This window comes from Agrobacterium rubi TR3 = NBRC 13261, assembly GCF_000739935.1.
In the GTDB taxonomy this organism is placed as follows: Bacteria; Pseudomonadota; Alphaproteobacteria; order Rhizobiales; family Rhizobiaceae; genus Agrobacterium; species Agrobacterium rubi.
This window is the reverse complement of record NZ_BBJU01000034.1, coordinates 13723-25858: the sequence shown is the minus strand read 5'-3', so window position 1 is coordinate 25858 and position 12136 is coordinate 13723. Positions and strand designations below refer to the sequence as shown.

Sequence of the window (12136 nt, the reverse complement as noted above, 5' to 3'; positions counted from 1 at the left end):
TTTTTATTGCACAAGAGAAAATCGCGGCCGTTCGTTTGTACTAATGGTAAGGGCGACGCATGCTGACGTTCCCGTTGGCGCCTGAAACCGGAACCATACGAATGACCGCTGCTCCATCAGACCCCCAAAGATTGCTTGACGAGGCTATCGATCTCGTCATTCGTTTACAGGTGGATCCTGGAAATGCCGTTACCCTCGAAATGATCAGGACGTGGCGCAAGCGTGGCCCGGAATATGAGCAGGCTTGGTCCAGGGTTGCTGATGCTCACGGCATGAGCGGCAAAATTTTGATGGACCGCACAAAAGCCGAGAGGCGGGAGAAACTTGGCCTGACACGCCGCAATGTCATCATCGCGGGCTCTGTCGGTCTGGGGGCAGCGCTTGCTGGGACTGTGTATGGCCCCTCGTTCATTGTTCATGCAAAAGCGGATCACTTCACCGCAAAGGGAGAAATTCGCCGTTTCGAACTCATCGATGGCAGTGTCGCCACGCTCGGGCCTGACAGCGCGATCGCGGTAAACTATACGCCCGAAAAGCGCGGTATAGTGCTTCTTTCAGGCATGTCGTTTTTCGACGTTGTTGGAGATGGCCGCAGACCGTTTGCGGTCGAGGTCGGCGGCTTGACAGCAACAGCAATAGGCACGGCATTCGATGTTGCCAATGATTCAGGTATTCTGACCGTCTCTGTCGACCGTGGCATCGTTGAAGCCCGCGCGTCTGCCTCTGCATTAGGAACTGGCGAGAGGTTGAAGGCAGGAGAATGGATGTCTTTTGACCCTTCCTCCGACAATATCGAGCGCGGCACGCGCGAACCCGGGCAGATTGCTATCTGGCGGGACAACATCCTTGTCGCGGAGCGCGAAACGGTCGCTGCACTCGTTGCCAGAATCGGTCGTTGGTATCCAGGCAGGATCGTCTTTGCTGACCCGTTTATTGGATCGCAGCGTGTCAGTGGTTTGTTTGACCTCGGCAATCCACAACGCGCGCTTGAGGCCGTGGTACTTCCGGCAGGAGCGCGTGTCAGACGCGTATCATCATATCTGACGATCATCTCGCCGGTCTGAAAATAATTCAGAAAAAAGAGAAAAAAACGACACCCCGTTTGTAATAGCTACAGGGGTTGCAATTCGTAAGCTTGCGGCACGCACCCCTGCAATATGATCGAGCAGGAGAGAGTGGGCGATGCAGCTGTCGGGGAACGGACATAAAACTAGTGGCAAGCGCAAGGCGCTGATAGCCGCTCTGATGATGAGCACCAGTATTGGCGTTGCGATCGGCATGACACAAAGGGCGGCATTTGCGCAGGCTGCGGGCCAAACGAATTTCTCCGTCAGTCCCGGTCCCCTCAATCAGGCGCTGATGACCTTTGGTCGGCAGACGGGCCTTCAGATCACCTATCTTGCATCAATTGCCGCTGGAAAATCGTCTCCTGGCTTCTCGGGCAATGGAACACGAGAACAGGCTCTGGCCAGTATCTTGAAGGGTTCCGGTCTGACTCATTCCTTCCCCAATGCCACGACGGTGGCGATTGCCGCCTCCGGACCACTGGCTTCGGGTGCCAATGTCGCAGCCGACGGTTCGACGGTGTTGGAGACCATCGTGGTTGACGGGGCCACAAGCGGTGAAAACAGCTTTGTTGTTACACGCAGTGCGACAGGAACAAAAACAAATGCACCGCTGGCCGAAGTGCCGCAATCAATTTCCGTAGTTGGCCGCAAGCAGATCGAAGCACAGAATGCGCAATCGGTTTCAGAAATTTTGCGTTACGTCCCCGGCGTTACGATTGAAACCTATGGTCCCGATCCCAAAGGCTATGACTGGATTATGATGCGCGGTTTCAACGCACAGTCGACCAGTTCATATCTGGATGGTCTGCGGCAGATTTCGAGCGGATACAGTTTCTTCCGCACCGATCCATATCAACTTCAATCGGTAGAGGTTCTGCGTGGTCCATCATCGTCGCTTTACGGCCAAAGCGACGCAGGCGGCATCGTCAACAAGGTCTCGAAGAAACCGACAGATACCCCTATGCGGGAGGTAGAGCTTGAATATGGGAGCCACCAGCGCGCGCAGGTGGGCTTTGATATCGGCGGTCCGGTGAATGATGACAAGTCCGTCATGTACCGTGTGACCGGCGTTGCCCGTAACAGCAACACGCAATTTGATTATCCCGATGGTACCGATATCGGCGATGACCGGCTCATGATCGCGCCCTCCGTGACATGGGCACCTGATTCAGACACATCGCTGACCGTCAGCGGACAGGCGCTGCGCGATAAGAGCGGCGGCACAGTCCTTATGTATACGCCGACAAATACTCTGATCGGCGATCACAGCTTCAACAACAGCGTCCAGGAACAGCAAACGATTGGGTACGAGTTTTCTCATCGGTTCAACGATACCTGGACCGTTCGTCAGAATCTGCGTTACGGTCATGCCGCTTTCACGCTCGACAATGTTCTGGCCACTGGAATTGATGCTTCCGGCAACCTGACACGCGGCACCCGCAGGTTCGACGAGAGCCTTGGCGCGCTGACGATAGACAATCAGGCACAGGCGAACTTCGATACCGGATCGCTTGGCCACGAATTGCTTCTCGGTTTGGATTATGCCCGCTCCGACGCCGATGTGAAACGCTACAGTGGTACGGCTCCCACGCTCAATCCTAACAATCCTGTCTACGGAGTGAGCATATCTCGGCCCACCACTGCGTTTGCCGACTACAAGGAGACGTATCAGCAGATCGGGCTTTACGCACAAGACCGCATCAATCTGACGGATAATTTGATCGCGACGCTTGGCGGTCGATACGATTGGGTCGATATCGATACCAACAATCGACTTTCGGGTGCAAATCCCTCCGTCGACGTCGGCAATTTCAGCGGTCGGGCAGGGCTGACTTACAAAACGCCATGGGGTTTTTCACCTTATGTAAGCTATGCACAATCTTTCGTGCCGAACACGGGTATATCTTCCTCTGGAAGTAGCTTCGATCCCTCGACTGGGCGCCAATGGGAAGTGGGCGTAAAATATGAGCCAGAGGGCATCGACGCGCTCTTTACCGTTGCCTGGTTCGATATTCTAAAGTCTAACGTTCTGACACCCGAGCGAAATGGTGCGGGTGTTGCAACAGGGTTTTCTGTAGCGACAGGCGAGGTGCAGTCACGCGGCTTGGAACTGGAAGGCAAATTCAGCCTTGCCACGGGTTGGGACCTCACCAGCTCCTATACCTGGACCGATGCCGAAATCACGCGGGATAATTCCGGTTTTGTCGGAAAACCCCCCTATCTCGTGCCGGAACATCAGGCATCCGCTTGGCTCAATTACACTGTCAATAACGGTATGTTCGAGGGCCTTTCGATCGGAGGTGGTGTGCGCTATGTCGGAGACAGCTTCGGCGACAACGGTAATACTGTAAAAGTCGATGGACGCACCCTGGTTGATCTAGGGGCAAGCTATAAGGTGACAGAGAACGCCACCGTTTCGCTTAATGCCACCAACGTGTTCGACAAGGAATACTACACCACCTGCGAAAACAGTGCTTCTTGCTATGAGGGTGATCGTCGCAGCGTCATCGGCCGTCTCAAGGTGAACTTTTGAGTTTGAAGACTGCGACGCATGATAGGGTTCCGGGTGGCTCGCCGCCCGGAGAAACTCTACATTCGCGAAGGGGTTTTTTGGCTCTTTCTCTCATTTCGCTGCTTGGCACACACCGCGATGCCTATCCGTCCAGCAATGCCGCTCGCATTGTCGCAATAGACTGGGCAGCGGCGGAATCGCTTCTGGCGCTTGGCGTTATACCCGCAGGTGTCTCTGATAAGGGATACTTCCGCCAAAGAATGCCGCTACCATTACCGGACGATGTGCTTGATGTGGGCCCTTTCTGGGAGATCAACCGCGAACTGCTTGCGGACATTGCCCCGGACCTCATTTTGATCAACAGCTCCAGCCTGATCATGATCCCGGATATCGCTCGCATTGCACGTATCGAGACCGTGCCGGAAAAAATCGCCACTGGTGACCGATACGATCTTACGATCGAGATTTTGCGACACGCGGGCAGGGCAGCAGGGCTAGAGACTTTCTGTATGGACGCTGTTGCCGCGCAGGGGCTTGAGCATTTTTCCAACCTGCGTGCGCGCCTGCCAGGTCGATCACGCCGTATCTGTGTCCTGTTACCAGACCAGACAGGCCGAGGTGTCGTGATCTATGGAAAAGGCAGCATGCCGGATGCTGTGTTGCAACGTCTTGGACTGGAAAACGCCTGGCAGGGGCCCGTTAATGCAGCAGGCATTTTTCAGGCAGGGTTTGATGCACTGTTTGATATCGACGAAGCAATTTTCGTCCTCATAGATATTCCCGCCCTAAGGCATCAGACCACGAGAGCGCTCGAGACAAGTGATTTGTGGCAAGCGCTCCCGACTGTCAGGCAGGGCCGCACGCATTGGATCGGACAGTTTTATCCCTTCGGCGGCTGCGTTTCCGCTTTGCATCTCGCCGAGGCCATCACTGCTGCGCTTGAAGGAGATGGCTAATGAGCGATGCCACGGTAGTGATGCGCCAACGCCCACCGTTAAAGGGCACCATTATCTTTCTCTTGCTTGCGATTTCTGCAACTGCACTCTCTCTCCACGGGCTCGCTCAGTCCCTGCCGCCGTTACGGTGGTGGCAAGTTGTCGTCTCCGCCAAGGTTTCAACGCCATCGGAAACGCTGGTTTTTTATGGGTTGCTACCGCGGATTACTGTGGCACTCGTCGCTGGTTTCGCGCTGGGTCTCGGTGGCGCCGTTTTTCAACAGATCCTTGGCAATCAACTGGCAGAGCCTGGTCTTCTCGGGGTCTCATCCGGTGCCGGTCTGGCTCTGGCCGCCAGCCTTCTCTATGCACCCCTTTTGTGGCGCTCCGGCCCCGAAATTGTTGCCTTGGCAGGTGCCGGACTGGCGCTTGTTCTGGTTCTCGGTGTTGCCTTTGGCCGTGGCATGGCGTCCCACACCCTCATTCTGGCAGGTGTCGTGGTCAATTTGTATTGCGGCGCGTTGTATTCGCTGCTCGTCTTGTTCAACCACGATTTTCTAACCGATCTTCTGCGATGGCAGGCCGGATCGTTGCAACAAAGCGGCTGGGGCGGCGTAACGATGCTGTTTCCGCAGGTTGCCATCGTTTCCGCTGCCATTTTTCTCATGCAGCGACCCATGGCACTCCTTTCGCTCGGGGATCGGACGGCGAAATCTCTTGGTGTGTCATCCGCAGCCATGAAGGTGTCTGCGCTAGCTTGTGCCTCGATGCTTGCCGCATTCGTTACGGCAAGTTTCGGGATTATCGGCTTTATAGGTCTCGCAGCACCTGCACTGGCAAGAGCGCTTTGGCCGCAGAGCAAGGCCAGACTAATGCGGTCCGCTGTAACCGGTGCGGTGCTTTTGCTGTTCGCGGACCAGCTCGTCCGCATTCTGTCGCAGTTTGCCGGTGATATTCCAGTCGGTGCTGCAGCAGGGCTTCTAACCGGGCCACTTCTCGTTGTCCTCGCCCTCCGCCACCGCAAAGCTTCGATACCGCATAACGAGACTGACACATCTCCATCAGTTGACCTTCGACCTACGGCCAGGGTGAGAGGGTCATTGGTGGCGCTTCTTCTTATGACGCTCGTTTTCGCGTTCTTTGTCGGGCAGTCCCAAACCGGGTGGCACATCGTCATGCTATCCGAATTCGAGTCTGCTGTAACGTGGCGTCTGCCGCGTGTGCTTGCGGGTGCAGGCGCAGGTGCGTGTCTGGCGGTTTCCGGCTTTATCTTGCAACGAACTCTGCGCAATCCTCTTGCCAGTCCCGACCTGCTTGGTATTGGCCATGGGGCAGGCCTTGGTTTGGCTCTCGCAATCATTCTGCTGCCCGCCGCCAGTATCTGGCCAAAATTCGCTGTTGCCTCTATCGGAGCCATCGTCGTGCTCGGTTTTGTCGTGGTTTTGTCGTGGCGCAACGCGTTCCAACCGGAGCGAACCTTGTTGATCGGAGTCGGTCTCGGTAGTACGATGAATTCGCTACTAATCTTGGTTTTGGCTGGCGGCGGCCCGAAAGCTGCCGCGCTACTCAGTTGGTTCGCGGGATCGACCGGTGGTGTTGGCATCGATGAGGCCGTAGCGGTCTGCGTGGTTGCGGTACTTGCGCTTTTATCAGCCATTATGTGTCATCGCTGGTTGGACCTGTCCGCTCTTGGTGATCCTACCGCTGGGGGTCTCGGCGTTCCCTTGAAAACATCGCGCGCGTTGTCGCTGTTGACCGCCTCTGTTGCAACAGCGGCTGCGACCATCGTCATCGGACCCTTGAGTTTCGTCGGTCTGATGATCCCACATTTTGTGCGCATGGCCGGGTTTCGCCGAGCGGCAGACTCTGTTGTCGGGTGTGCTTTGTTCGGAGCTTTGCTGATGGTGTTTTCAGACTGGCTGGGGCGCAATGTCATATGGCCGTGGCCGATGTCGCCGGGTCTGTTGGCAGCATTTATCGGCGGGCCATGCCTCCTGTGGCTCATAAAAAAAGGCGAACGAAGATTAGCGAACAGGATTAAGTGACATGAATTTCGAACTGACGGGCGTCAGCCTGCGTGCGGGCGACAAAATTCTTCTCGACACCCTTTCGCTTGAGTTGCCGAAGGGGACAACAATCGGGCTAATCGGCCATAATGGCTCTGGCAAATCGACCTTGTTAAAAATTCTGGCCAATCAAGTCAGACCGAGTGAAGGCAGGATACTGTTTCAGGGGAAAGCTTTACCCAACTGGGGCGCTCGTGAACTAGCGCGCAAGATTGCCTATTTGCCGCAGCAGATGCCGTCGACGTCCGGAATGCTGGTTAGGGAACTGGTGGCGATGGGTCGATACCCATGGCATGGTGCGCTTGGAAGTTTTGGGATAGTCGACCGTGATAAGGTTGAAGAAGCAATAGTGCTCACCGATACCGGTCCGCTTGCCAATAGGCTGGTCGATACGTTGTCGGGCGGAGAGCGTCAGCGCGTGTGGCTCGCAATGCTGGTCGCGCAAGATGCGCAGTGTTTGCTGCTTGACGAGCCAACCTCTGCGCTCGACATCGCCCATCAGATTGAGGTTCTGTCTCTGGTGCAAAGGCTTTCTAAAGAACGAGGGCTTTCTGTCGTGTTAGTCTTGCATGATGTCAATATGGCTGCCCGATTCTGCGACGATATTATCGCCCTGCATTCAGCTAAAATGATTTCGCGCGGAAGACCGGAAAATATCATAACGCCCCAAATGTTGCAGCGAATCTACGGGCTTCCAATGGAGGTCCTGGTCCATCCCACCACCGGGCATGCAGTTGCTGTTGCGTCATAATTGCAAGGATGGAAAACAGCCTTTTTCCGACAGACCAATGCTCGTAAGTAATAAAAGGGTCATAAGCTCGACTCCTTTCAAGGCGCGCAGATCGGACCGCCGTCGAGGCTTGGTCAGTTTGCGTTTATGCTATCGTGCCTATGAGGTAGGAAATACTCACTCGAGTTGGGCCACCACCGTTTGGGCTCGTCTCAGGGAAATTTGCAGCTTTCCCCAGAAAAGTTTATTTCATTTATCATATTTGTGATTGTCATAAACTCAGTTCTTATAAGTCGGATTGGTGAACATCCCTCTCGGCGACCTTCGTCGCTGCTCCCCTTCATCTGTGACCTTCCGGATCATTACCGAAATCTTCCGCCTGCGGAAGAGGACAGGGCAATAAAATTTTCTTTCGACCATTTCCCGAAAAATCACAATCTTCTTACGTCGACAATACTTGCGGGTGCGATGGCCTCAGGTTTTACGCCTTGCATGGCGTTCGCACAAGATGCCGCTGGCGGTACGACACAACTCGAGACCATCGTTGTACAAGGCTCTGGAAAGACGATCAGTGAAGACAACGACACCATCGTTCCAACACGAGCGGTCTCTGGCCTGAAAACCGACACGCCGTTGGTGGAGACACCGCGGTCGATTTCTGTTGTCACGCGAAAGGAAAGGGGAACAGCGCGGCGCGACTGACATGGTTCAAGCGACGCGGTACAGTTCTGGGGTGAGTACGGGTGGTTTCCCGAGTTACGACGCCGCTAAAAGACGCAGATTGTGTGAATTGCGGTATGCGGGAACGCGGCAGATGAGGTATCCAATCCTTATTGGAAGCCGGAGGTGGTCTCCATGAGCACGCGGAATGCGTATATTAGTTGTAATGCATCACTAAAACAGCGGGTCATTTTCAACCCTGAATAAGCTTAACGAGAGCTTAAATACTTCCTGCAAATATTGCCCTGTGATCTTAGGGGTTTTGATGGGCGGAGGCGGTGGAGGCCACTTCTGCGGCAGAAACGAATGTTTCGCCCTGAAGGAGATCTCAAAATGTTCTCACCTCTTTGCCTGGATACAATCCCATGTCCCTTATGCACAATTTGCGAATACGCAGCAAAATCCTTGCTCTCGTCGTCCCTACATGCCTCCTCGGCTTGGCAGGGTCTCTATATGTGTCTCAGAACTACAAAGCCGCAGACACCGAATATTCGGAGTTCATCAGCATAGATGGCGGGTCGGAGATCGACATGGCTATTGCCAGTCAGCGTATGGTGGCCGTTGTCTACGATGCGTATCAGGTCTTTCTCTACGAACCTCAGACGACTGGGATGAAGAGAGCAACTGATGACTATGCTGCCAGCAAGACCCGTATGGCAGAACTGCTATCAAGCGCTGAAAGTGCCCTTCCAGAAGAGAGGGAAGCGCTTTTAAAGTTTCAGGGGCAGGCTCAAGCGATCTTCGATATCACTGATAAGGCAGTCGCCGCCGGATCAGCAAGCCGAGATGACGAAGCAAAATCCTTGCTGATGCAGGCTGACGAACAGGTTGCAACCACGCTTGCCAGTATGAGAGCCTGGATCAACAATTATAGCGCAAGCATCAAAGTCAAAGCAGATTTGCTATCCGATAAGACCGACACCACGATCTTGTATACCTTGATTGGCCTCGCCGCTGTTTTCTTCGCTGCACTTCTTGTGGCTGTCGCTGTTACACGCCGAGAGATCACAGGACCGATCGAGCGTCTGCGAATGCGAATGCTGTCCTTGGCGGACGGCCAGATCGAGAATGCAGTTCCTGGTACGGATCGCCGCGACGAGCTTGGCAGTATGGCATCGGCAGTCGCTATATTCCGCAATAATGCAATTGAAAAAACGCGTTTGGAAAATCAGTCCGAAGCTGACCGCACACTTGCGGAAACTGAGCGGATGGAAAGAGAAAAGCAAAAGCTGGCTGATGCCGCCAGTACGAGCTTTGCTGTCGAAGCACTGGCCAAGGGGCTAGAGCGCCTGGCAGACGGTAAGATCGGCTATCGTATCAATACGCCGTTCGTTTCGACGCTGGATGGACTTCGTGTAAACTTCAACAGTTCGCTGGAAAAACTACACAGCGTTCTTCGGTCCGTTGGCCAAAATGCAGAGGGAATTGATGCCGGTGCTAATGAAATACGTTCAGCTGCCGATGATCTCTCCAGACGGACGGAGCAGCAAGCTGCATCCGTCGAGGAAACTGCTGCTGCCTTGGAACAGATCACTACAACGGTGAAAGATTCAACAATCCGGGCAGAAGATGCGGGGAAACTTGTTTCCAAGGCCCGCGAAGGGGTCGAGCACTCCGGCCAACTGATGCAGAACGCCATCTCGGCCATGAAAGAAATAGAGAAGTCGGCTAACGAGATGGGGAGCATCATATCTGTGATCGATGAAATTGCATTCCAAACGAACCTGTTGGCCCTAAATGCCGGTGTGGAAGCGGCACGGGCTGGGGAAGCAGGCAAAGGGTTTGCAGTTGTAGCGCAAGAGGTCCGCGAACTTGCACAGCGCTCGGCCAAGGCGGCTAAGGAAATCAAGGCATTGATCGTCGCATCCGGGACGCAGGTTCAGAGCGGGGTCAATCTCGTGAAGCAGACTGGTGGCTCTCTGGAAAGGATCGTATCAGAGGTGCGGGAGATCAGCCAGCACGTCAAAGCTATCGTTGAGGCTGCACTTGAACAGTCGACCGGTCTTCAGGAAATCAACACTGCAGTCAATGTGATGGACCAGGGAACCCAGCAAAACGCAGCCATGGTCGAGCAATCGACAGCGGCCAGTCATGGGCTTGCCCGTGAGGCCGCCGCCCTCAATGCTCTCCTTGCACAGTTCGATTTTAATGGTGCCAACACGGACTCTGTAAAATCCGGACACGACACGAGAAGTCACGGCCGGCAACACTCAAGTCTTGCGGCGTAACCAGCAGTGTCCCTTAACCGTCAGCCGACAAGTGTGATGGAAAACTACGCTCGCATTTGGATTTGGTTTTCGATCTCTAAGGTATGTTGTTTCATACAGCGATAACCTTGAGCATGTCTCACCCGCGGTCGAGATTCGACCCTTTGATCGCGGGGCTTTCTTGATCGGGCAACGCAGGCCTGCTCTTTACCAGCGCAGCAGCGACCGCCCCAAAATGCCACCCACTAGCCCGCACAGCACAATGCCCAGCGTGTACCACAGGGCAACGAAAGTCAGCCCGTTCTCGATGCAGCCCCAGCTATAGACCCAAGCGCCGATCGAACCCGCGGTGATGCCCGCGATGAAACCGGCGAGACGCGGATGGGTGGGCGCGCTGCGCCGCAGGAACCAGAAGGTCGCCACCATCAGCGGTGCACCGGACGCCAGAATGATCAACGGGCAAAACCAGTACGAAATGCCCATGATCAGCCTGCGCTGCTCTTCCGGTGAAGAAGTGGCGTTCAACTGCGTGATACCAAGTGCAAACAGAAGCGCATAGATGATCAGCACAGGAAAGCCGCTTCCGACTGGTCTACCGCCGGGGCGCGCGACTTTCACCAGCGCTATGACGCCAATGATAGCCAAAGACAGAGGATAGGCTGATTTTGCCCAGAAAGCGGGCAGGGACATCGCGGTCGAAAGATCGGGTCGCGGGCCATGGCCGAGCAGAATAAACGCTGCCGAAAGCACAAGGCCCGGCAAAAGCGCGAAGGCCAGCAGTCTGCCCAACGCGCCTTTGCGTACTGGCTGCAAATCCCTGGCCAAGCCATCCATGAAATCATCCATCTTCGCCACGTTCGCCTCTCAATCTCGCAGCCAATGCCTTGATGCCCCTATGTATACCAGTCTTCACCATCGCTTCCGTCTTGCCGCCGCTGGCCGCCGTTTCCGCCACAGAACGGCCTTCTAGCCGCACCTGCCGGATCATTGCACCCTGCCACGCGGGCAGACTTGCTAGCAGCCGGTTGACGTCCATGCTGGCCGAAACGGCATCTTCGCTGTACCCGTCCTCGATCTCCTCGACCGTTTCCAGCCCAAGATACGACCGACCACCGACCCGTCGGTGGTGATCCACCAGCTTGTGACGGGCGATGGTGAAAAACCACGCTGTGAACGGACGCTCCCGGTCATAGGTAATGCGTCGCTGGTGCAGCGAAAGCAGCGTGTCCTGCACCAGATCGTCCACGTCGGCCCCCGCCAAGCGGCCAATCCTTCGAGCATAGTAATTGGTCAGTAGATGCCGCAGCATGTCGAGCAAGCAGCGATACGCCAACTCGTCCCCGTCGAGGGACAAGAGCATCAGCGCTTTCAGTTCGGACTCGGTCAACTGCTTCATGTCGTTTCCGGCTCATACGGTCCTGCCTACAAATCGTTACATGGCTGCCGAAATAAAAGCGAGGAACGCGCGATCAATGAAAATGCGATCACATCGCCGTGATTGGTGTAACCGCTTTAGCTGACGCGCGAATGATCTCCTGTGAACCACAGCCGCGGCATGCGGCGGGCACATCAACTGGGAGAAAAACCATGACCATCCGTCTTTTCAGCACTGCGGCCTGTGCAGCTCTTCTAGGCCTCTCGCTTTCGACTGGCGCTGTCCAGGCACAGACCAGCACGGATTCGATGAAGCAGCCTGATGCGATGAAGACCGACACGATGAGCAAAGACAACATGAAGATGGGCAGCAAGGCCGACTGCATGCACAAGGCTGGCATGGAAAAAGACAATATGAAGAAGTCCGACATGATGAAGACGTGCGACGCGATGAAATAATGGACTGGTGCTCCCGCAGCCTGCAACTTTTGCGGGGGCACCGTCGTACATTCACATAAGCCGTCA

The 12136-nt window shown here is 55.1% G+C and carries 10 protein-coding genes; 8 read left to right on the top strand and 2 right to left on the bottom strand.

Translation table 11 applies throughout. The features are described 5' to 3' along the window. Positions 1 to 101: 101 nt before the first annotated feature. The 7 genes from RRU01S_RS23630 to RRU01S_RS26595 all read left to right on the top strand — a co-directional run bounded on the left by RRU01S_RS23630 (position 102) and on the right by RRU01S_RS26595 (position 10258). The gene (locus RRU01S_RS23630; protein ID WP_045232708.1) at positions 102 to 1064 is read left to right on the top strand and encodes a FecR family protein; all 963 of its coding nucleotides are present in this window, start codon (positions 102 to 104) and stop codon (positions 1062 to 1064) included. 118 nt (positions 1065 to 1182) lie between these two features. Beyond that, a complete protein-coding gene (locus RRU01S_RS23625) occupies positions 1183 to 3600 on the top strand; it encodes a TonB-dependent siderophore receptor (protein WP_045232686.1) in 2418 nt (805 codons plus the stop codon). A gap of 77 nt (positions 3601 to 3677) precedes the next feature. Beyond that, positions 3678 to 4535: an ABC transporter substrate-binding protein gene (locus RRU01S_RS23620; protein ID WP_234936253.1), complete on the top strand. Its 858-nt coding sequence runs from the start codon at positions 3678 to 3680 to the stop codon at positions 4533 to 4535. Further along, positions 4535 to 6559: a Fe(3+)-hydroxamate ABC transporter permease FhuB gene (gene fhuB / locus RRU01S_RS23615; protein ID WP_045232685.1), complete on the top strand. Its 2025-nt coding sequence runs from the start codon at positions 4535 to 4537 to the stop codon at positions 6557 to 6559. The genes RRU01S_RS23620 and fhuB overlap by 1 nt, the downstream gene beginning before the upstream one ends. A gap of 1 nt (position 6560) precedes the next feature. After that, the gene (locus RRU01S_RS23610) at positions 6561 to 7331 is read left to right on the top strand and encodes an ATP-binding cassette domain-containing protein (RefSeq protein ID WP_045232684.1); all 771 of its coding nucleotides are present in this window, start codon (positions 6561 to 6563) and stop codon (positions 7329 to 7331) included. 471 nt (positions 7332 to 7802) lie between these two features. Next, the gene (locus tag RRU01S_RS23605; protein ID WP_045232683.1) at positions 7803 to 8012 is read left to right on the top strand and encodes a hypothetical protein; all 210 of its coding nucleotides are present in this window, start codon (positions 7803 to 7805) and stop codon (positions 8010 to 8012) included. 548 nt (positions 8013 to 8560) lie between these two features. Further along, the gene (locus tag RRU01S_RS26595) at positions 8561 to 10258 is read left to right on the top strand and encodes a methyl-accepting chemotaxis protein (RefSeq protein ID WP_276325044.1); all 1698 of its coding nucleotides are present in this window, start codon (positions 8561 to 8563) and stop codon (positions 10256 to 10258) included. 186 nt (positions 10259 to 10444) lie between these two features. Here RRU01S_RS26595 and RRU01S_RS23595 read toward each other — a convergent pair whose 3' ends face one another. Both RRU01S_RS23595 and RRU01S_RS23590 read right to left on the bottom strand, forming a co-directional pair. Continuing rightward, complete coding sequence (locus RRU01S_RS23595; RefSeq protein ID WP_052816237.1) at positions 10445 to 11083, bottom strand: DUF1109 domain-containing protein; 639 nt, start codon at positions 11081 to 11083, stop codon at positions 10445 to 10447. Then, positions 11076 to 11633, bottom strand: coding sequence for a sigma-70 family RNA polymerase sigma factor (locus tag RRU01S_RS23590; RefSeq protein ID WP_045232681.1), 558 nt, complete (start codon positions 11631 to 11633; stop codon positions 11076 to 11078). The genes RRU01S_RS23595 and RRU01S_RS23590 overlap by 8 nt, the downstream gene beginning before the upstream one ends. A gap of 191 nt (positions 11634 to 11824) precedes the next feature. Here RRU01S_RS23590 and RRU01S_RS23585 point away from each other — a divergent pair, with 191 nt between their 5' ends. Continuing rightward, positions 11825 to 12070 (top strand): pentapeptide MXKDX repeat protein, encoded by a 246-nt coding sequence (locus RRU01S_RS23585; RefSeq protein ID WP_045232680.1) that lies wholly within the window; start codon positions 11825 to 11827, stop codon positions 12068 to 12070. Positions 12071 to 12136 lie beyond the last annotated feature (66 nt).